Below are 21,828 nucleotides of genomic sequence, written 5' to 3'. Positions count from 1 at the left end.
TTTTTAGCTCGATATATCTATGATATTTTCTTAAAAAAAGAAAAGGATGAATGACCGTATTTACGCTGTTCAACAAAAGCTGAGTGGTTGCTTAGGTTTTGCATGCTTTGATGCTCTACAATAAGCAGGCCGCCATCTTTTAGTAATCCTCTTTCGAAGACTGTTTTAGGTATTTCAGGTATCCTGTTAAGATCATACGGTGGGTCAGCAAATATCAGGTCGTATTGCTCCGTTTCGGCCTGCAAGTATTTGAATACGTCGGCCTTGTAGGTTTTTATCTGATCCAGCCCGTGCTGACGGGAGGTGTCTTTCAGGTAGTATACGCATTGCTGGCTACGGTCAACACTTGTAACTTGGGCTGCACCACGTGATGCAAATTCCATTGAGATATTTCCGGTACCGCTAAAAAGATCAAGTACGGCAATTTCATCAAATTCAATGTGGTTTTGCAAGATGTTAAACAGTGCTTCCTTGGCAAGATCAGTAGTGGGGCGTACAGGAAGGTTTTTAGGCGGGTTGAGCCGCAATCCTTTTAATTTTCCTCCGATGATGCGCATAGCGAAAGAGCTGCGAGGCTAAGAATTTTGTGAGGGACTATAGCTTCGGGTAAGTCCAGCGTTTGAATGGTATTCAGCTTAACATGGCCAAAAAAGTCTGCAAGGTAGCTAAAGCTTATATCGGCAGCATTGATATCACCACTAAATACCAATGTAATATCCGCTGGTTTAAGCTTTAGTTCACTGGCAACCAGGGCCACAAAGTAGCCAAGCTCCTCATGATTTTTATAAGTGAATGAATTGAAGTAACGTAAACGGTTATAGTTAAAATTAAGCACTTCTACTACGCTGTTCTCTACGTTCAGAAATATGTCGGTACTAGTAGGAAAGTTGTTAGCTACAGCACTTATCCAGCCTTTTGCACGATGAACCGTTATTTGTTTATCCACAGCAGAGAGCCCTGATGAAGCCAGTGTGCCGATTTGCGTTTTATATACGATAACATTATGGCCATCAAAGTCCTGAGCGTAAACATTATCCTCTGCCGACACATTTAACAAACGCGCAATATTAACTGCGTACTCATCATCGTACAAACTTTTTGGAACCAACGTGAACCCGGTGTCGGTAACGCCTGTAATTACTTGCTGATATTCTGCTGTTAAAATTTCTGCCAGTTCTTGTGGGTTGGTCAATTCGGCAAGCGGGCAATTCTCTGCCCAAGCCAATAGCTGCCTATTGTGTAATATAATGTAAGAAAAGCTGGCGGCATCTATTTGCAACAACAAAACATAGTCGCGCGCGGCGCCTAAATCAAGGCTTTCGTCGGTATATTTATAGTTGTGCTCGCTCATTCAGGTAAACAAAAGTAATATAATTTGCCATAGTTGATCTGCTTAATTATCATCATTTTTGCATATGCCTACATCTGAGCAGATCAGCAAAGCGTTTCCATTTGAACCTACACCGCAGCAGCAGGAACTATTTACAAAGCTACATACCTTTCTGTTAAGTGATGACGGCGACGAGTGCTTTATTCTGAGAGGATACGCCGGTACCGGTAAAACAACGGTTGTGAGCGCGCTGGTAAAAGCGTTGGCCGCATATAACTACAAGTCGGTGCTGCTCGCACCTACGGGCCGCGCGGCCAAGGTAATAACCAACTACTCGGGCCGTAAGGCATTTACAATCCATAAAAAAATATATCGTAAGCGCTCGGCCATGAATATGGATGAGGCATTTCTGCTGAACGAAAACATGCATGCCAATACGTTATTTATCATTGATGAAGCATCAATGATATCAGACGATATAAATGGCCACAATATTTCCAGTTTACTAAAGGATCTGGTTAATTACGTTTACAATACACGAAATTGCAAGCTGATGCTGGTGGGCGATACCGCCCAGCTCCCGCCTGTAGGAACGGATGAAAGCCCGGCGCTGGACGCTGCTTTAATGAAAGACCAGTTTATGCTGGATATTTATAGTTACGAGATGACCCACGTGCTGCGACAGCAGCAAGACTCGGGGATACTGTTTAACGTAACCAAAGTGCGCGATATGATACGCGAAGGGCTGGAGCAAATGCCGAGGATACAAACCAAAGGTTACAAGGATGTTTACCGCATGCGCGGCGACATGCTGGAAGAAGGCCTTAACTATGCCTACCGCAAGTATGGATATGATGGGGCGCTGGTAATATGCCGCAGCAACAAGAATGCTAACCTGTATAACCGCCAGATACGTGGACGGATTTTATACCGCGAAGAAGAACTTACCGGCGGCGACCAACTGATGATTGTACGCAACAACTACTTCTGGTTGCAGGATCAGGAGGAGGGAAGTACAGGATTTATTGCCAACGGCGATATAGCTCGCGTGAGAAAGGTGCGAAGGATTGAAGATATGTACGGCTTTCGTTTTGCTGATGTGCAGTTAGAGTTTATAGACTATGCAGAAGATCCAATTATGGATTGCAAGATTTTGCTCGACACTATGTACACCGATGCGCCTGCATTGCCTCCTGCTGAGCAAAAGCGCCTTTATATGGAAGCAATGAAGGACTATGAACACATACCCAGTAAAAAGAGCAAGCACGATGAACTAAAAAAGAACCCGTACTACAATGCGCTGCAAGTGAAGTTTGCTTATGCCATCACCTGCCATAAAGCGCAAGGAGGCCAATGGGGTGCTGTTTTTGTTGATCAGGGTTACTTAACAGAGGAGATGGTGAACACTGATTTCCTCAGGTGGTTCTACACGGCTTGTACCAGGGCTACCGATGAGCTATTCCTTGTCAACTTTAATGATCTTTTTTTTGCTGACCAGCAAGAGCTGTAATAGAATCAGTGGCTTGTAGGGTTGTGTGGTGTATGGATAAACTTTTTGTTGGCACCCTTAAGCTTGAACAACAGCATGACCATAGTGAAGAAGATCAAAGGGAGCTTCATTACAGCGCCTAACAGTTTACCGTTAAAAAATTGTCCTGGTATAGCCACTAAGATGCCAATGTAGCATAATGCAGTTGCAGTAGCCCAGGCCTGCCAGGAAGGGCCGACGCCGGGGAAGATGATAGACACCAGCAGCATAAAGGGCATTAAGCCAAGCATCAATATCCTGGGCAATATTGCTGTTTGATAAATTTCGTTAAAATAGTCGAAATTACCGCGTCTAAATAGCTCTGTGAAGCCGGTAGCACCATAGGTCTTCAGCAAGTTAAACTGCGCTGACAACCACCTCCGACGTTGTTTCTTAAATACCTCGGGGTTACTTACTTTTTCATCATAAACAAGCGCGGCGTCAGCATACGCTACATGTATTTTCTGACGGGTAAGCACAAGGCCCATTTCTTTGTCAAAACCACCCACAGCATCTATTTTGGCCATGGTGTCCTTAAATAACCTGTACTCAAGCGCCATACCCGATCCTATTATAGCCGCCGATAAATTAAACACACGCTGTGCTTTACGGAAAATGTGATTGTTCACCTCTTCGCTTATTGCGTCCAATATAGCTACAGGTGTCTCTGTGTTCTTGGCTACACGGTGTCCCTGTATTACTACATCGCCGGCATACAGATAATTGTTGATATGACGCAGATAATCCGGCGCGGCAATATTGTCAATGTCAAATACCACCGCTGCATCAAACCCTTCTTCCGTGTTAGCTATGCCTTTGTGCAATGCTTTTGACTTGGTGCTACTCTCAAAAACTACCTCAACCACTTGCAACGGCATCTCTTTAAGCTTTACAATGGTCTCCGGCTGCATAGAATCAGCTATCACACAGACATGGAACTTGTCCTTGGGATAATCAATTGTAAGTGCCTGTGCTGCAGAATTCAGTATTATAGCGTCTTCTTTATAGGCGCAGATATAAATCACAAACTTTTTAAATCCGGGTGCAACCGGTGGTGCCTTTTTGATGATTAGCTTCCCGGTAACTGAGAATACGAATAGGTATAAGCTGTAAACACCCAGATAGATGAACACCAGCGAAAATAAAAGCCAGAAAATAAATCGTATTAGTTCTATCATAAGTTTACAGGCTAAGCGAGCTTTTGGTCAGTTCAATTGTAAAGTAACATCGCCTTCGTGTTCTAACGTAAACTTAGCAACATTTACCATAACTTAATATTATGTTTTACAAAAACACCTAAGCTTATACGTATTAGCATAGCTAAAGTTCCCCCTAAAAGTAGTTTATTGTGCAATTGCTGATCAACTATTTCGGCTTATATCTTTGATGGCAGATCAGACATTGCCTTGTTGTGGAGCTTTTTTGTGAAGAAGATGTTGTATCATCTTCTTTAATTCTCCGTAACCTACACTAAGAATATCGTTAAATCTAAAGTTCAGATTCTTTTTTAATTGCACATAGCCAAATATTAGTCCGGAGTAGTAGGTGAACAACGATGCTATTGCTACACCATACAGATTATGAAAAATAGCAATGCCAAGGAAATCGGCTACGACGTTAACGGTAAGCATCAGGAAAACCTTCATCATGTTTAGATGCGGCTTGTTTAATATATCGAGAGTTACGCCCAGAAACCTATCTACAGGCATGATGATTACGTAGCACAAGAAGATGCGGAAGATGTTAAATGCATCTGATCCCGCGTATTTCTCACCCGTCAATATGTGAATTACTAAGCCTCCCAACAGAAAGCCGCCTACAGCAATTGGCAGGAGTAAAACCGTAAGTAACGACGCATACTTTTTCATGATGGTGGCTACTAAGGGCTTGTTGTCGTTTTGCGATGCTGCGGAAAGTTCCGGCAGGGCAGTTGCCACAAAACTGCGCATAGGTATCTCAAAAAATTCCATTAAACGCTGCGGAATGTAATACACGCCAACCAATTCCGTGGGGAACATCCATTTGATGATAAAGATGTCTGAACTCCTAAGTAGAATAGAACCAAGCGAGGTACCTACACTGTACTTGCCAAAGTTGGCAAGCTCTTTCATGGCCTCTACGCTTTTATGCCTTATGGTATGCGCTTGCGACCAGCCTGTAAACAGGCACATTAAACTTGTAAATACATTAGCTCCCAGGTAGCAATGTATTACCGTTTCAAAGTCGATGGTCTTCAAATATATGGTTGCCAGTACAAGTAACAAAAACCCGCCCTGGTTAGTGATCTGGATGATGAACATCTTGTCGAACCTGCCGTCGGCCTGCAACATCCAGCCTGCAATGGCCGAAGGAAGGGTAGAAACATAGATAAGCCCAAACCACTTTAGTGTTGCTGTAAGGTTAGCATCAGCGCCTTTGTAAAATATAAAGGCAAGCAAATCAATAGTAGCCAACCCGAAGGTTAATATAAACCCCACCGACCAAGCGGAACCCGCCACCTTTGCAGCACGTTCTTTAGGTGCCCCTGCATAAAATTTAATTAGAGACGTTTGTAGGAAACCCGTGCGGAACATATCCGCCAGCAGGAATGTCTGGAGAAAGAAAATGTAATTTCCAAAGTCAACCTTGCCCAGTTTGCGCGTTAATTGCGACAGTACCAGCAAGCCAATTACAGGCATAGCAGCGCTGCTTGCAAGACTGATAGTGTGTTTGTTTACGATCTTTTTTAACAAGGATATTGGTTTATGATATTTCCGGTTAAACAGCTTCCCAGGTACCAGATTCGAAGTTATACATTTTTATCACTTTTGCAGGGTTGCCTACAGCAACGCTATAGCCCGGGACATCTTTTGTTACTACACTTCCGGCCCCAATTATAGCATGTTTACCAATTGTAACGCCGGCGGTAATTACAGTATTAGCACCTATCCAAACGTTATCCTCAACTGTAATTTTGCTGGTGTTAACCTTTTGTAACCGTGGCGGGATGGTAATGTCTTCAAAACCATGGTTCAATCCCGAAAATACAACATTTTGCCCGGCCATTACATAGTTGCCCAAAGTTACCGGGCCAATTATTATGTTGCTCAGCCCAACACCTACATTATGGCCGATGATAACGTCGCCAACACCGTTGTTAATGGCCGCAAAATCTTCAACTATGCTGTGATGCCCTATAATGAATCTATTAAATGGGAAAATATCCATTCGGGAGTAAAAACCTATCCTGACGCTTTTTTCATACTTGTGAAAAAAAGGGTTTACAAACCAGCGCGTCCAAAAGCGTGGGCGGGAGTGACCCGACCGCACCAACATTTTATGCACAAACTTTTTTAGCCTGGGCCTCGATTTAATAAATTCTCCTAACGACATCCTTAAAAATTAATCTTTTAACGACTTCGCCGTTGTATCTGCTAATCCTTTTCTTTTTTCAATATCTAACCTTAGAGTAATGCTAAGTAATGCGCTTGCCAAATAAAACAGTATGTTGGATGGGTACTGTACTAAGGCTTGCTGTGGGTAATTGCCTACATTGTAAACAAATATTACCAATATCATTGCCAGGCAGTAGTTCTTAAGCTCAGGATCCTGTATAAGATAATAATTGTTTATGCCCGTTTTTAAAATGACGAACATCAGCGTACAAAATAGTATCAAACCTATATAGCCCATCTCAACGGCTACCCTCACGTAGCCGCTGTCTGGTGGGAAATTTGCAAGAAAAGAGTTTGGCGCAAACCGTCTACCCCAAACACCTACAGAACCCAAGCCACCACCAATTGGGTGAGAAAGTATGTAAGGCTTTATGCGTCGCTGATTTTCTGCACGCACGTTAAATGATGCATCTTTAGAAGGGTTAAAGGCAGATTGAAAACGCTTTATTGTTGGATTAGAAGTCGGCATAAATATAACTATAAGCAACAAAAAGCCTGCCGCTACAACCCCTGTTACTATCTTTTTGTCAAACTTAAGTATTGCGAGTAAGGCCAGCGCTGCCGGTAAAAGTACATAAGCACCCCTGGTACCGGAATACAACATCGCTAAGATGTAGAACGGAATTAGCAGCACCATCAGCACCTTTTTCCAGCTGCTGATTTTCAACATCACAAAGGATATGCACATAGTTACTGCAACAACCATATTGTAAGAAAAGGTAACCGGGTCGGCAAAAATTGCCGTTTTACGCCAGTGTCCATTAATGAACCAAAACTTAACCCTCGCCGGATCTGAGTAATACCAGGTTTTTTCAAAACTGAGAAAGCCAAAGTTCTCCTGCTGAAAACCGGATATGGCCGCAAGCAAACACAAGCCCAGCCACAGTTTAAAAAGGAACTTTATAAACTCTATTCTTTGTATTTGGTAGAGGAAAATAAAGTACATCAGCATAATAAAGCCTACAGTACGCACGGTATACACCCATGCAAGTATGGATGGTGATACCGGATTAATGGCTTCTAAAAAGTTATAAGCCAGCCATGCCAGTACAAGATAGCTGATGGGATTCTTAAAATAATCCCAACTGTTATCGTACTTCTTCTTAAGAAAAAAACCGAAGATTAGCATGTAGGTGATCGCATCCAGCAATATACCCGTTGGTGTTCCATTGGGTAAAAACTCCGAGACGTAGTTGAGCAGGAACGAAGCAATGACCAGTACCGTTATACCAAATTCCGGATAAGCAATTATCCCGTAAACTATAGGCAGGCCCACAACAACTGCTAAAATACCGGCTGCACCAATAATGCCCCCTTTAACAACTATAAAGCTAATAAGCAAGGCAAAAGGGATGAGCAAGATTATAAGGGTGCCCGGTGTCCAGTTAGCGGGCGCGAGCTTATCGCGGAGACCTTTAAACCTGCTATTACGGACCCGGTTATTAAGCATAGTTAAATTGCTTACGCTAAGAACAATATTTTTACCGCCCAAAAAAATACACCAACAAAAACAAACCATATAGCCGCAGTGCGTGTACGCTTCTCCAAAGGGGAAAGCTGTGCGTAAGGGTCTTGCTTGGTTTTATCTTGAGGAACTATTTTCATGTAGCCGGAGTATTTGTCCGAAAGAATGTTCGAATTAATCTTCAGGAATAGCTGCTTTGTTTAATATCCACCCTGCAAATTTGTTGTCAAGGCTGCGCAAAAAGTTTAAGTTCTCTTTTTGCGAACTTTTGACACTCTTTCTGGCGCCATAAACCGCAACTACTTTGTTGGCAAACAGCATCCACTCTTTTGATTTATTTAGCGAGGACAGGGCAGGAGTTTCAATAATAATAATGTCGTACTTGGTTTTAAGTTCTGCAAACCTGTTTCGTATAAAAATTTCGTCACTTACTTCCAGCGGCGTAACATCATCACCATGGTTCCCTAATACTGTGGTAGCGCCTGAGAACGCTTCATAATTATCAGGATTGTTCTTAAAGTAGTCCTCCACAAACAGCCTTGGCTGAGCCGTGCTGGTGATTGTAGGATGTGAGAAATTACCATCAATAAGCAATACTTTTTTATTGATCATGGCATAAGAATATGCCAGGCTTATTGCCAGCACGGTCTTTCCTTCGTCAGGTACCAAACTAGTGATGGCTAAAACCTTGTCGCCTTTAAGTTCCTGGTCTATCTCAAACCTTATCGAACGGATAAGTTCCTTAAAGTGCTTCATTTTTTCGCGGTGTTCCACATCCCAAAGTTTCCTCAGGTCTAATGAACCGCCGCTCACTGTATTAAGGTAGCCTAATAAAGGCAGGTTAGTTTGTCTAACCAAGTCGGCAGGGGCTTTAATGGAATCGTCGAGGAAGAACCTGATGAAGAGTATAACTACGCAGAATGCAAAAGCAATTATACCACTCAGGATAATCAGCAGCATTTTCTTTGACGGCTCGGCACCCTGCGGAGTGGCTTGCTCAACCTGTTGCAGCTTTACCGAAAAGGTGGACTGCAGGTTAGTCTCGTTATACTTGTTTAATACATCCAGGTATTCTTTGCTTGCTATATCAAGTTCAAAGTTGTACGTTTTTACAGTGGCATCAAATGGTACCAGCTGCTGGAATTTAGCATTTAGGCCAGCAAGTGCCTTGTCAATCTCCTTGATACTATACTTGGCGATATCACGGGAGATCTCAAGATTTATTTTTTGGGTAACAAGGTTTTCCTTTGTTGCCAACGGGTTTGTAAGGTACTTGTCCGACGTTAGCGCTATCTGCTGAGACAGTGTTTTGGTCACTGAATCTATCTGTGCTTTTACCGCGGGATCAAAGTTACCCCTTACGTACTTGTTAGTTAACGCGTGCAGTTCATCTTGTGTTGCAGTTACCGAGGTGTTGTATTTATTAAGAGATGCCTCTATGTACTGCCTGTCCTTAGGGTCAAACTTTCCGTTGATGTTTTTTATTGTACCTTCATAAGAAGCAACATCTTTCTCCGCAGATAGCCTGCGGTCGTTGTACGTCATTATCTGGCTAAAGATACCCCTTGACTGTTCATCAATGTTAAGCACGCCATGTTCTATTTTGTACTGCTGCAGCTGTGCCGTTTTCCTGTTAAGGGCTTCTCGTTTCTCATTAAGCAGGCTGGCCAAAAATGTAACCGCATCAGTCTCATTCTGGCGAACCGTATGGGTGTAATAACTTATGAACTCCTCGCATAGTGCATTTACCACAAATGCAGACATTTGTGGGTTTGAAGATTCGCTGGTTACCGTTATAAAGTCGCTGTCACCATCACGCTCTGCCCAAAGTATACCCCTTAGGCTCCGCTCGTCATACCACATTGAGTTAAGGAGGTTGTTAAGTCCTCTCTGGTCTTTGTCGTAGGTATCCAGCGGTTCCATGCGCTTTAGTTTGTCGGTATATACAACAATAGCGTGTTTTTTAGCAGCGTCGTTCATGGTCATGAACAGCTTGCTATAGGGTTTAAAAGGAGTAGGTTGCGTAAGGTCGTGCAGAATTAAACGATAAGATACCTGATTGTAAAGCTTGCTCAGCTTCATCATCTCAATCAAATTACTAAAGTTCTGGGTTATCTGCTGCCGCTGTACCTGGTTATTGTCGTTGTCGAGCAAATGACGAGATTCATCAACAATACCAGTGGCAATATGGGCGTAAGAAAGGTACTTGTCCGGCAGGTTTTTTACCAAAAAGTACGACACGATAATAGTAACAAGCGGAATTATAATTAGCAGGTTTTTATTTTTCCATAATACCTTCAGAAAACTCGCAAACTCCATTTTACTTTATATCTTCTAATTTAACGCCCAGCAACTCCTCAAGATTAGTTTTAGCAGTTAACAGAGATAGTTCTGCCTGTACCTTGTAACCACCTTGCTGGTAAAGGCTTGTTAAAGCCTCATTATAGTTCTGGAATGTTGTTTCCCCTTTTTGAAAGGAATATTTTAGCTGTTTAACAGCGGTTTCTCCATCTACTATAGCACCAGAACGCAACCGTAATTCGGCCTGGGCGCTAAGGTACGAGAAATACAGTCTTTTTACTTGCGCCGTTAGGCTTAAATCGTACTCCTCTTTTTGGTAGCGGGCGATGTTTACCGATTCTTTGGCGCTTTTTACAGCGAACGGCTTTCTCAAAAATTGGCCTATGTTAACAGATATACTTAACTGGTAACCGTTAAAAATATTAGGTGTAATGAGGTTTAGTGAATTCCTCGGGCTATATATGTAAGAGGCGGTAAAGGCATCCAACCAACCTACAGTTGCCTGGCTTACACCTGTTTTAGCAATTATTAAATTTGACTCCATTAGCTTTACCTGGGGGTAATTCTTTTTTGCCGTGGCAATTAATTTCTCCAGGTATTGATAATTGATGTCGTTAATCATCGTCTCCTGTGCGCGGAGCGATGATGAGCAGAATAGTCCGAAAAATAAAACAAAAACGAACAGCTTTAATTTAATGTACATAGTTTAAACTTTTTCTTTCTGGAGCATGGCCGGGATAGTACCAAATATGATCTTAAGGTCAAGCCAGAAAGAATATTTTTGAGCGTAAAAATTATCAAGTTTTTTTCGTTCGCGTTCACTCATGTCCTCTTTACCACGTTTGCTTATTTGCCATAGCCCGGTTAATCCGGCAGGGCCCAAAAAGCGCATAGACCACTCGTTAGATGTAAGCATCTCTGCTTCGTAAACAGGCAATGGGCGGTTACCAACTACGGACATATCGCCGCGCAAGATATTAAATAGTTGCGGAAGCTCGTCAAGACTGCTGTTTCGCAGGAAATTACCCAGTTTAGTAATCCTCGGGTCGTTCTTGATCTTCACAAAAGCTGATTTTGCCACACCAGTTTCTTCAGCCGCATATTGATTGTTGGTCTCGGAAAGCTTTGCCAGTAACTGATCCGCATCGGTACGCATAGACCTAAACTTGTAGAAGTCAAATACTTTGTAACCGGTACCAACACGCTTACTTTTATAAAAAATGGGGCCTTTGGAATCAAGCTTTATTGCCAGCGCTACAATCAGCATTATTGGCGATAAGCAAATAAGCATGGTTATGGATATAAAAAGGTCCAGAAACCGTTTACCGGCAGGCATTTTGTAGGTGGTATCTACCTCTTTGCCAATCTCCAGCAATTTTGGTTTTATCAGCTTAAACCTCACCAGGAAGTTAAGCCGTTCGCGGAGGTCTGACGTTGCAAAAGGGTAGGTATAAAAGTCATGCAGTTTCAGCTTTATGGCGGTTTGCACCAAACGCCTGTCTGCACGGGTAGAAAGCATTACAATAATAACCCCGTTCATGAGGAAGTTTTTGCGCAGTGTCTCCACCATCGCAAAGCATTTCTCTTCCTTATCTACCTCCATCAGCACAATTTCCGGTATGGTAAGTATAGACTGATTGCCCAGGTACTCGCCCAATTGTTCTACGGTGTCGTTAAAGGCAAAGTGAAAGCTATCTCCCAGGTCCTTAGCTATTAGTTCCCTCAGTTCCAAACCCGCATAGGCAACGTTTATTTGCGAGCCCGAGTTCTCGTTCCAGTTAGTTGCTGTCTGATTCATCATAAACTTCCAGGGCTTGGTTGATTGCGGATTTTAAAACAGTAGGGTTAAAGGGCTTATGTATATAGGCGTCTAATTTAAACGGCATGTTTGCAACCTGTTCTTCCAGGTCATGAGCTGCCGAAAGTACTATCACCGGTATATTGCGGTAAAAACCGCTGATCTTTACGTTTTTTATGAAAGATTGACCATCAAAATACGGCATCTGGAGGTCAGATATAATGAGCTTTGGTCTGTTACCATCTTCCAACCAGCTAAAAGCATCTATACCGTTGTTTTTCACAACAATATCGTAGTCCTTAGATAGGATGAAACTGAGAAGTTTAAGTATACTCAGGTCGTCGTCAACAATTAGTAATGTTTTCTTCATCCGTTAACTGTGGTAGTTAGTGCTATAAATATGGCACTTTTTATTGAAAAATTTGTGTCAAAAAAATAATGCAATCGGTGTTTTACAGCGATATTGTCAATTGTACGATGATTAACAACTATAAGTTGTGATAAAATATCGTGCCGATATTTACCGTAAAATTAAACGATTTCGTCTACGGATAAATTTGCCGGGAGCAGCCCGATGCATTTGTTAGCAAATTGTACAATTGTGGATTATTTGCCATTATTTGAGTACGTGTAATTACCTTAGCTATCATATGTCACTACTACGTTTGAAAGCATATTTTGTTGGGATTGATTTAGGAACCGGCAGTACCAAGGCCGTGGCGACTGACGAATTGGGGAACACCATCTACACAACGCAGCAACATTACCCCACTATCACTTCAAATATTGCTTTTAACGAACAAGATGTCAGCCTGATTTGGCAAGCGTTTAAAACGTGCCTTAATGATGTTATCGCATATTTCGAACAATCGCCTGCGGCGGTTTCGTTCAGCAGTGCTATGCACAGCATAATGCCGGTAGACGCCAACAGCAACCCATTAGCCAACGCGATGATTTGGTCAGACGCGCGAAGCGGCGAAATAGCACAGTCGTTAAGAGAATCTATAGATGGTGAAAACTTGTACCGCACAACGGGTACAGCCATATACGCCATGTCGCCGCTTTGTAAGATCATCTGGCTGCGCGAAAACAGGCCCGAATTATTTGCTGCAACTTACAAGTTCATATCTATTAAAGAATATATATGGTATAAACTGTTCGGCGTGTACGAAGTAGATCATTCCATTGCCTCAGCAACCGGCATGTTTGATATTCTCCAGCGCACGTGGCATCCCAAAGCTTTAGAACTGGCAGCTATAGACAGCGGCCAACTATCTGTACCGGTAAGCACTACCTATATACGGCGTATTACAAACGGGTCGTTTTCGGGCATATCAGAAGAGACCGCCTTTGTAATAGGTGCCAGCGACGGTTGCTGCGCCAATCTCGGGGGCAATGCCATTAGGCCTGGCGTGGGCGCATTAACAATTGGTACCAGCGGAGCGGTTAGGGTAGGGTCAGATAAACCTGCCTATAATCACAAGGCAATGACCTTTAACTATTTGCTTAACGAGCAAACGTTTATTTGCGGTGGTGCGGTAAACAACGGCGGGGCTGCAATTGACTGGTTGTTGAAGGATTTTCTTGGTCTGGAGCCGGTATCCGGTGTGGCTTACAACCAACTATTTAAAACTATTGAACTTATACCTGCGGGTAGCGAAGGACTGGTGTTTTTGCCATACCTGTATGCCGAGCGTGCGCCGGTGTGGGATGCGAAAAGTTCCGGAGCGTTCCTCAACATTCGACCTAAGCATACGCAAGCACATTTTCTTCGGGCCGCGCTGGAGGGTGTATGCTTTGCGCTGAACGACGTGCTTAATGCTGTAGAAGAATCATCCAGTAAGGTAAACGAGATTGTGGCAAGCGGCGGGTTCATTTCCTCACCGGTTTGGGTACAGATACTTGCGGACATCACCGGAAAAAAACTGGTACTGCAAGAAGGCGGCGACTCATCTGCACTTGGTGCTATTTACCTGGCAATGGAAGCTTTAGGGATTGATATAGCGCCAATATTGACCAAAGCGGATGAGAAGGCAACAGTTATAAACCCTAACCCGGACGCACATCAAACTTATACCAGGGTGTTTGCCGTTTACAGGCAATTATACGGTGATGTAAGATCGGCAATGCATAAACTGCACGACCTTGATCTATAAGATCATCACCCCGGGCTTGTTAACAACCGGGAGTTTAATAAAATTATCGTCGATTATACTTTCTGGCAGGAAGATGAATTTTTTGTCGAAGATTTCCTTACCGATGTAGTAGCTGAGCCAGTACTCGTTGGTAAGCCCAAAGGTTTGCTCATCTATCGGCTCTATCAGTTTAAAGGAGTTGGCAGGTATTGTTGGAAATGCATGCCTTAGCACGGATGTTTTAACCTGTTCTCCGTCTTTCTCACCGTAACCTTTAGAGGTGATCAGTATCGTCTCCAGCGGGATGTTTTTAAGATTGATCAGGTATACATACCACACCTTGCTCTCCGCATTCTCACTCTCCAATGCCACAGCTATGGCTATATCCTTAACTACATTCTGGGGAAGGTCCTTGATCATGTTTTGTTATTAAAAAGTTTCAAGATTGTAACGCATAAATGTTGCCGCTGATTGCCATTGCAGCTACATTTATGCATTACCTCTGGTTACTTCTTTTTTGGTGCCGCTTTTTTCTTTGCAGGCGTTTTAGCAGCGGGCTTTGCAGCTGCAGCTTTTCCAAACCGGCCTTTCTTCACATCTTTCGGTGCAGCATCGGCCAGTGCTTTACACTCTTCGTAGGTGAGTGATTTTGGGTCCTTATCTTTAGGTATTTTAACGTTTTGTTTTCCGAATTCAATATACGGACCAAAGCGGCCATTCAGCACCTTTACAGTTTCATCTTCAGGGAAACTCTTAATTAGCTTTTCGGCATCCTTTTTACGCTTTTCGTTAATCAGCTCTATTGCCTTTTCCTCGGTAACATCGTGCGGGTCAATTTCTTTCGGCAATGAGATAAAGCCGCTGTTGTGGCTAATGTATGGCCCAAAACGGCCTATGGCCACTTTCATTACCTTACCTTCGTATTCGCCAACAACTTTTGGCAGCTTAAATAACTCCAGCGCTTCTTCAAGCGATATGGTCTCTATGCTTTGCCCGGTACGCAAACTTGCATACAGTGGCTTCTTATCTTCGGTTTGTTCGCCAATTTGCACAAATGGCCCAAAGCGGCCTATACGTACAGATATCTTTTCGCCGGTTTCCGGGTGTACGCCCAATTCACGTTCGCCGGTGGCTTTGTCTGCTGTTTGTATGGTGCTCTCTACATCCTTATGGAAAGGATCGTAAAAGGTGCGGATCATTTTAGTCCATTCCTGCAAACCCTGGGCAATCTCGTCAAACTGTTTTTCAACGCTGGCGGTAAAGTTAAAGTCTACAATGCCTTTAAAGTGCTGTACCAAAAAGTCGTTTACCACGGCACCAATATCGGTTGGGAACAATTTCCCGCGCTCGGCACCGGTATTTTCTGTCTTTTCCTCTTTGCTGATATTCCCACCCTTAAGGGTTAATACGCGGAAGTTCCTTTGACGGCCCTCGCGTTCTTCCTTAACCACGTAACCACGGTTTTGGATGGTAGAGATGGTAGGAGCATATGTAGATGGTCTGCCGATACCTAATTCTTCCAGTTTTTTAACCAGACTGGCTTCTGTGTAACGTGCAGGCGGGCGCGAAAACCTTTCAGTCGCGTTCATCTCCTGTAGCTGCAATACCTGCCCTTTTGTTAACGGCGGCAGTATGGCGTTCTCGCCATCTGCTGTTTGGTTATCGTCATCGTCGTCGCTGCTTTCCAGGTAAACTTTCAGGAAGCCATCAAACTTCATTACTTCGCCGTTGGCAACCAAATCTTCTTTACGGGTAGAGATGCCAATTTTAGCAACAGTTTTCTCAAACTGTGCTTCGCTCATTTGCGATGCTATTGCACGTTTCCAAATCAGGTCATACAAACGCTTTTCGGAGTTGTCGCCTTCAATAGTATGCTTATTAAAATAAGTGGGGCGTATGGCTTCGTGAGCTTCCTGCGCACCGGCACTCTTAGTTTTATACTTACGCTGCTGGTGGTATTTATCACCCCATGCACTGTTAATCTCGCTTGCGGCTGCAGCTAAAGCTGTGTCAGACAAGTTTACCGAGTCGGTACGCATATAGGTAATGTTACCGCTTTCGTAAAGCTTTTGAGCAACCTGCATGGTACGCGCTACCGAGAAACCCAGTTTGCGGCTTGCTTCCTGCTGCAGGGTAGAGGTAGTGAACGGTGCGGCCGGTGAACGTTTGGTTGGCCTGGTCTCCAGGGATTTAATCTCGAAAGTTGCACTTACGCAGTCCTGAAGAAACTTTTCGGCATCCTCTTGTTTGCTAAAACGTTCTGCCAGTTCAGCTTTAAACGCGTCGCGTCCTTTGCCAAACAGCGCCACTATTTTAAAAGCGGCCTCTGATGTAAACTTATTTATTTCCCGCTCGCGGTCTACTATTAGGCGTACCGCCACCGATTGTACCCTGCCTGCAGATAAAGAGGGCTTAACCTTTTTCCAAAGAACGGGGGAGAGCTCAAAGCCCACCAGCCTGTCCAGAACACGGCGTGCCTGTTGTGCATTTACCAGGTGGTAATCTATTTTGCGGGGGTTTTCAATAGCCTTTAAAATAGCGGGCTTGGTTATCTCATGAAAAACAATGCGCTTGGTGTCGGCTTCCTTAAGGCCAAGGGTCTCAAAAAGGTGCCATGAGATGGCTTCTCCTTCGCGGTCCTCGTCCGATGCCAGCCAAACCATGTCGGCTTCTTTAGCTAATTTCTTTAATTCGCTTACTACCTGTTTCTTATCAGCCGGTACTTCATACCGTTGCTGAAAGTTGTTGTTAATGTCAATGGCATCTTCGGACTTTACAAGGTCGCGTATATGGCCATAGCTGGACTTAACGGTAAAATCTTTCCCGAGATATCCTTCTATGGTTTTGGCTTTCGCCGGCGACTCCACTATCAATAAATTTTTAGCCATTAACGGTATTTTTCTGCAAAGAAACTATAAAGTAACAGAAACACAAATGTTTTTTCCGCTACAGCTCTGCACAGTTGTAAGATATAATATGGTAATGTTGTTTTGGCGAGCAGGAAAAAACTCCCGCCAAATTGGTTTAATTACAGTAAAAAGCCGCCACCCAGTAAATCGCTGCCTTCGTAAAAAACAGCAGACTGGCCGGGTGCAATGCCGGAAACCATGTGGTCAAAAGATACCTTCATGTGATCGCCTATTTGCACAATTTTGCTTTGGGCACCAACGTCTTTATAACGTATTTTGGTAATAGCCTCAAGCGGCTCGGTAATGCTGTCGTACTTTATCAGGTTAAGATTACGTACCCAGGCTTCTTTACGTTCCAATTCTTCAGCTGTACCCAATACCACGGTGTTGGTATCTGCCTGTATCTGGGTAACAAACATCGGCTTGCCTAAAGCAATGCCCAGGCCTTTACGCTGGCCGATAGTATAAAAAGGATAGCCCTGGTGTTTGCCCACTACGGTACCATCGGTAAGTACAAAGTTACCCGGGCCAACACGTTCGTCCAGGTCTTCTACCTTATGGCGTAAAAAAGAACGATAGTCATTATCGGGTACAAAGCAAATCTCATAGCTTTCGCTTTTACCGGCAAGCTCTAACTGGCCCATTTCTACTGCCATTTGGCGTATTTCGGGCTTGGAAAAGCTTCCCAGCGGGAACTTTGTCCGGGCCAGGTTCTTTTGCGATACGCCCCACAACACGTAAGACTGATCTTTATTTTCGTCCTTACCTTTAGATATAACGTACCTGCCGTTATCCTGAAGACGAATGTTGGCGTAGTGGCCTGTTGCAATAAATTCGCAGTCCAGCTTATCGGCGCGTTTAAGCAATGCCTCCCATTTAATGTGGGTGTTGCAAAGTACGCAGGGGTTTGGGGTGCGGCCTGCCAGGTATTCGTCAACAAAGTTGTCGATCACAAAATCGCCGAATTCGTTGCGGATATCCAGTATATAATGCGGGAAACCATAGCCAACAGCAAGCGCCCTGGCATCGTTGATACTGTCGAGACTGCAGCAACCTGTTTCTTTTGAGCTGCCGCCGGAAGAGGCATAATCCCATGTTTTCATGGTTAGGCCAATAACCTCGTAGCCCTGCTCGTGCAGCATTACCGCTGCTACCGAACTATCAACCCCGCCGCTCATGGCCACTAATATTCTTCCGTGCTTACTCATTATAGCTGCAAAGATAAGTGTTTAAACGTGATGTAAGGGTCAGGTTAGCGTAAAATGCCATTACACCAATGTAGCAGCTAAAATTAAACACGTTTTGCAAAAATCATCCTTAAGTATGAGGCAATTGTCGGCCAATTATGGCAATTTTGATGTGCCGTTAAAACGATATCGTCACAAGCTATACACCGTAATTGAAGTGATTATTAATATAAATAAATATACATTATGAAGAAAGTAACTGGTATTGGTGGGATTTTTTTTAAATGCGATGACGCGAAAAGCATGAACGAGTGGTATGCGAAAAACCTGGGCTTGGAGACCAGCGCGTACGGAACAACGTTTGAATGGCGGCATGCTGATGATCAATCAAAGATGGGTTCTACAACCTGGTGCGCTTTTCCAAACGATGCAAAGAACTTTGATCCGTCGACCAAGCCTTATATGATTAACTATCGTGTAGAGAATTTAACTGCCTTAGTAGAAGAACTAAAAAAAGAAAACGTAACGATTGTTGATCAGATTGCTGAGTACGATTACGGTAAATTTGTTCATATACTGGACCCTGAAGGAAACATTATAGAGCTTTGGGAGCCGGGCGATGAGTCTGCTGAAGAGCAGTCTGCAGAGTAAGTTGTTGTGAATAGGTGTTTAGGTTAACCGCATTATAACATTTGAGTTACTATCAAAGATGAGACGTAAAGTTGAAAGCTTTGGTGTAAGTAAAAGTGCGAAATCTGAAGAAAATTGATGACTGATTAAGGGTGTCCCAAGTGTCGAAATTCTTTAGATGGTAAATCATCTTAAATCTGTTTATTGCATTAATATACAGATATTTATACCAACCATATGAACTTTTTGTACTGTCCCGGGGTGTCCCGCTTACTCCAGGTAAGTACTTATTATACAGCTACTTAACTATTCTAGCTGTCCCGGGGTGTCCCGCTTTTAAAGCGGGACACTTTGCTTTGTAATTACCGCCAGGTAAAACAATAAACTGACATGAGCCTTACAACATAATAGGTGTATTGATACTTACGGATACACAAAAATTATACATTTGTCAGGTTAAACACTTGTTATTACATGGTTAAATTCAACCGATTTACACTGGAAAATGGCCTCAGGGTGCTGGTACATGAAGATAGCACCACGCCAATGGCCGTATTAAATATACTTTACGATGTAGGTGCACGTGACGAAAACCCGGATCAGACCGGTTTTGCGCACTTGTTTGAGCACCTAATGTTCGGCGGATCGGTTAACATCCCCAATTACGATGGGCCGCTTCAGCGGGTCGGCGGCGAAAATAACGCCTTCACCAGCAACGATATTACAAACTACTACATAACGCTACCTTCGGCAAATATCGAAACTGCCTTTTGGCTGGAGAGCGACCGTATGTTGAGCTTGGCCTTTAGTGAGAAAAGCCTGGAGGTGCAGCGCAACGTTGTGATAGAAGAGTTTAAGCAGCGCTACTTAAACCAGCCATACGGTGACGTGTGGTTAAGGTTGCGACCAATGGTATACAAACAACACCCTTACCAGTGGGCAACCATTGGTAAAACTATAAAGCATATAGAAGACGCTAAAATAGAAGACGTAAAAGCCTTCTTTCAAAAGCATTACAACCCCAGCAACGCTATAATGGTTGTTGGTGGTGATGTGAAAACAGAGCAGGTCAGGGAACTTGCCGAGAAATGGTTCGGACCAATACCGGCAGGTGAGAAGTACAACCGCAAATTACTTATCGAGCAGCCGCAGAACGAAGAACGACGCGATACAGTTACGGCCAAAGTACCGTTGGACGATGTATACATCGCTTTTCAAATGAGTAATCGTGCAGACCCCGGCTATTATGCAGTCGAACTAATATCCGACATATTGTCGCGGGGGAATTCGTCGCGCCTTTACAAAAGCCTGGTAAAGGACAAGCAAATTTTAAGCGAAGTTCATGCCTACATCACCGGCAGCTTAGATAAAGGAATGTTTTTACTTGAGGGTAAACCTACAGAAGGCATCAGCATAGAGCAAGCCGAACAGGAGCTTTGGGCTGAGTTAGAACGACTGAAAACCGAACCCGTACCTGCCGACGAGCTTACCAAGGTGAAGAATAAGACTGAGTCGACCATGGCGTTTTCAGAAATGTCCCTGCTGGACAAGGCCATGAACCTGGCCTACTATGAGCTAATGGGCGATGCAGAGGAGCTGAACCAGGAAACAGCTAAATACCTGGCTGTAACGCCTGCGCAGATACAGCAGCAGGCAATAAAGATATTCAGAAAAGAGAACTCATCAACACTGATATACCTTGCTGAAAAGGTTGTACCATCGGAACAGGAGTTTTCAGAACTAGAGAATTAAAAAAATGCTGAGCAGTTCTTGTTAAGAACTCAAAACCAAGCACATGACATTAAACAGAACAATACCACCAGCGTTTAACGGGGTGGAAGCCATAAACCTCATTCGTCCGGAACATACCGCCTTTGCCAACGGCTGCAATTTATATTCATTTAATTCAGGTGGCCAGGAGCTGGTACGTATAGAATGGATATTCAACAATCTTCGGTTTAACCCGGCTAAGCCGCTGCTTAACGTAGCGGTAAACACCATGCTAACCGAGGGCACAAGCACACTTACTTCAGCTGAGATTGCAGACAAAGTAGATTTCTATGGCGCATTTTTGCAGGTAGATTATAGCTACGATACTTCGCAGGTTACGCTGTATTCATTAACCAAGCATTTGCCGCAGATATTGCCGATAATCAGGGATGTAATAACTGATTCTGTCTTCCCTGAAAAGGAACTGGTAACCTACATACGCAACCAGCAGCAGAAACTTGCAGTAAGCTTGCAAAAGAACGATTTTGTTGCACGTCGTATTTTTAACCGTGCGGTAAACGGCGACAATATTTACGGCCTTACTGCTGAGCCGGAACATTATCGCAGCATTGTAAGGGAAGATTTGCTGGCGCACTTCAAAGAAATGTACCAACCTGGCAATTGTACTATTATTCTTGCCGGCAAAATAGAAAAACTGCACATCGACCTGCTGACTGAACATTTTGAGAAAGGTTGGGAGAATGGCGCTAAAACTGCCGATGCTGTGCAAGAAGGGCTTAAACCGTCGGCAGAAAAGTTCTATTATACGCAAAAGGAAGGTGCGCTGCAATCGGCAATTAGAATTGGCATGCCATTCATCAACCGCACCCATCCGGACTTTCCGGGCATGCAGGTGCTCAACACGCTTTTAGGCGGCTACTTTGGCTCGCGCTTAATGGCAAACATTCGTGAGGATAAAGGCTATACCTATGGCATTGGCTCGGGTGTGTCGTCCTTTAAGCAGGGTGGCTCGTTTTTTATCGCTTCAGAAGTTGGTGCAGACGTATGTAAGGCAGCCGTATCAGAGATAGAAAAAGAAGTGAACCTGCTGAAAAACGAGTTAGTAGCCGAAGAAGAGCTATCCCTTGTGCGCAACTTTATGCTTGGCTCACTATTGGGCAGTCTCGAGAACGTTTTTTCTCATGCTGACAAGTTCAAGAACCTCTACTTCTCCAATTTGGATTATGACTATTACGAGCGTTACACCAACACGGTAAAAAACATCACTGCTGAGGAACTGCAACAGTTGGCTCAAAAGTACTGGAACTTCGATGAGTTCTACAAAGTGATTGTAGGGAAGTATTAACAGTACCCTGTGACACTAGGTTGATCTTAGATCAA

General features: G+C 43.7%; 18 protein-coding genes. 5 read left to right on the top strand and 13 right to left on the bottom strand.

Translation table 11 applies throughout. The features are described from left to right. Nucleotides 1-17: 17 nt before the first annotated feature. Both rsmD and AC59GT_RS09195 read right to left on the bottom strand, forming a co-directional pair. A complete protein-coding gene (gene rsmD / locus AC59GT_RS09200) occupies nucleotides 18-557 on the bottom strand; it encodes a 16S rRNA (guanine(966)-N(2))-methyltransferase RsmD (RefSeq protein ID WP_497237365.1) in 540 nt (179 codons plus the stop codon). Continuing rightward, nucleotides 533-1,351: a DUF3822 family protein gene (locus AC59GT_RS09195; RefSeq protein WP_497237364.1), complete on the bottom strand. Its 819-nt coding sequence runs from the start codon at nucleotides 1,349-1,351 to the stop codon at nucleotides 533-535. Before AC59GT_RS09195 ends, rsmD begins: the two co-directional genes overlap by 25 nt. 64 nt (nucleotides 1,352-1,415) lie before the next feature. Here AC59GT_RS09195 and AC59GT_RS09190 point away from each other — a divergent pair, with 64 nt between their 5' ends. Next, the gene (locus AC59GT_RS09190) at nucleotides 1,416-2,840 is read left to right on the top strand and encodes an ATP-dependent DNA helicase (RefSeq protein ID WP_497237363.1); all 1,425 of its coding nucleotides are present in this window, start codon (nucleotides 1,416-1,418) and stop codon (nucleotides 2,838-2,840) included. 5 nt (nucleotides 2,841-2,845) lie between these two features. Here the strand turns inward: AC59GT_RS09190 and AC59GT_RS09185 are convergent, their stop codons facing one another. From AC59GT_RS09185 to AC59GT_RS09150, 8 genes are all read right to left on the bottom strand, one after another. Then, on the bottom strand, nucleotides 2,846-4,036 hold the full coding sequence (locus tag AC59GT_RS09185) for a glycosyltransferase family 2 protein (protein ID WP_497237362.1): 1,191 nt from the start codon (nucleotides 4,034-4,036) through the stop codon (nucleotides 2,846-2,848). Between the two features lie 216 nt (nucleotides 4,037-4,252). Then, complete coding sequence (locus tag AC59GT_RS09180; RefSeq protein WP_497237361.1) at nucleotides 4,253-5,590, bottom strand: lipopolysaccharide biosynthesis protein; 1,338 nt, start codon at nucleotides 5,588-5,590, stop codon at nucleotides 4,253-4,255. Between the two features lie 25 nt (nucleotides 5,591-5,615). Next, a complete protein-coding gene (locus AC59GT_RS09175; RefSeq protein WP_497237360.1) occupies nucleotides 5,616-6,230 on the bottom strand; it encodes an acyltransferase in 615 nt (204 codons plus the stop codon). Between the two features lie 9 nt (nucleotides 6,231-6,239). Beyond that, nucleotides 6,240-7,742, bottom strand: a complete 1,503-nt coding sequence (locus AC59GT_RS09170) for an O-antigen ligase family protein (protein WP_497237359.1) — start codon at nucleotides 7,740-7,742, stop codon at nucleotides 6,240-6,242. Nucleotides 7,743-7,931: 189 nt separating this feature from the next. Then, the gene (locus AC59GT_RS09165; protein ID WP_497237358.1) at nucleotides 7,932-10,076 is read right to left on the bottom strand and encodes an exopolysaccharide transport family protein; all 2,145 of its coding nucleotides are present in this window, start codon (nucleotides 10,074-10,076) and stop codon (nucleotides 7,932-7,934) included. 1 nt (nucleotide 10,077) lies between these two features. Further along, a complete protein-coding gene (locus AC59GT_RS09160; RefSeq protein ID WP_497237357.1) occupies nucleotides 10,078-10,761 on the bottom strand; it encodes a TolC family protein in 684 nt (227 codons plus the stop codon). A 3-nt stretch (nucleotides 10,762-10,764) separates the two neighbouring features. Next, nucleotides 10,765-11,859, bottom strand: coding sequence for a sugar transferase (locus AC59GT_RS09155; protein WP_497237356.1), 1,095 nt, complete (start codon nucleotides 11,857-11,859; stop codon nucleotides 10,765-10,767). Continuing rightward, the gene (locus AC59GT_RS09150; RefSeq protein WP_497237355.1) at nucleotides 11,837-12,226 is read right to left on the bottom strand and encodes a response regulator; all 390 of its coding nucleotides are present in this window, start codon (nucleotides 12,224-12,226) and stop codon (nucleotides 11,837-11,839) included. The genes AC59GT_RS09155 and AC59GT_RS09150 overlap by 23 nt, the downstream gene beginning before the upstream one ends. 280 nt (nucleotides 12,227-12,506) lie before the next feature. Here AC59GT_RS09150 and AC59GT_RS09145 point away from each other — a divergent pair, with 280 nt between their 5' ends. Continuing rightward, complete coding sequence (locus AC59GT_RS09145) at nucleotides 12,507-14,012, top strand: gluconokinase (protein ID WP_497237354.1); 1,506 nt, start codon at nucleotides 12,507-12,509, stop codon at nucleotides 14,010-14,012. On the opposite strand, the gene AC59GT_RS09140 is transcribed toward AC59GT_RS09145, so the two are convergent. From AC59GT_RS09140 to mnmA, 3 genes are all read right to left on the bottom strand, one after another. After that, nucleotides 14,007-14,411, bottom strand: a complete 405-nt coding sequence (locus tag AC59GT_RS09140) for a hypothetical protein (protein ID WP_497237353.1) — start codon at nucleotides 14,409-14,411, stop codon at nucleotides 14,007-14,009. The genes AC59GT_RS09145 and AC59GT_RS09140 overlap by 6 nt on opposite strands. Before the next feature lie 86 nt (nucleotides 14,412-14,497). Beyond that, nucleotides 14,498-16,879, bottom strand: coding sequence for a type I DNA topoisomerase (gene topA, locus AC59GT_RS09135; RefSeq protein ID WP_497237352.1), 2,382 nt, complete (start codon nucleotides 16,877-16,879; stop codon nucleotides 14,498-14,500). 140 nt (nucleotides 16,880-17,019) lie between these two features. Then, nucleotides 17,020-18,108: a tRNA 2-thiouridine(34) synthase MnmA gene (gene mnmA / locus AC59GT_RS09130; RefSeq protein WP_497237351.1), complete on the bottom strand. Its 1,089-nt coding sequence runs from the start codon at nucleotides 18,106-18,108 to the stop codon at nucleotides 17,020-17,022. Nucleotides 18,109-18,333: 225 nt separating this feature from the next. Between mnmA and AC59GT_RS09125 the strand changes: the two genes are divergently transcribed. The 3 genes from AC59GT_RS09125 (at nucleotide 18,334) to AC59GT_RS09115 (ending at nucleotide 21,793) form a co-directional block, all read left to right on the top strand. Further along, nucleotides 18,334-18,738 (top strand): VOC family protein, encoded by a 405-nt coding sequence (locus AC59GT_RS09125; protein ID WP_497237350.1) that lies wholly within the window; start codon nucleotides 18,334-18,336, stop codon nucleotides 18,736-18,738. A gap of 453 nt (nucleotides 18,739-19,191) precedes the next feature. After that, nucleotides 19,192-20,469 carry a M16 family metallopeptidase gene (locus tag AC59GT_RS09120; protein WP_497237349.1) on the top strand — a complete coding sequence of 426 codons (1,278 nt, stop codon included), beginning with the start codon at nucleotides 19,192-19,194 and terminating at the stop codon, nucleotides 20,467-20,469. 43 nt (nucleotides 20,470-20,512) lie between these two features. After that, entirely contained in the window at nucleotides 20,513-21,793 is a 1,281-nt protein-coding gene (locus AC59GT_RS09115; protein WP_497237348.1) for a M16 family metallopeptidase, read from the top strand. Nucleotides 21,794-21,828 lie beyond the last annotated feature (35 nt).

This window comes from Mucilaginibacter sp. 320_HR, assembly GCF_059691875.1.
Note: the sequence above shows the minus strand (reverse complement) of the source record. Positions and strands in the feature narration are given on the sequence as shown.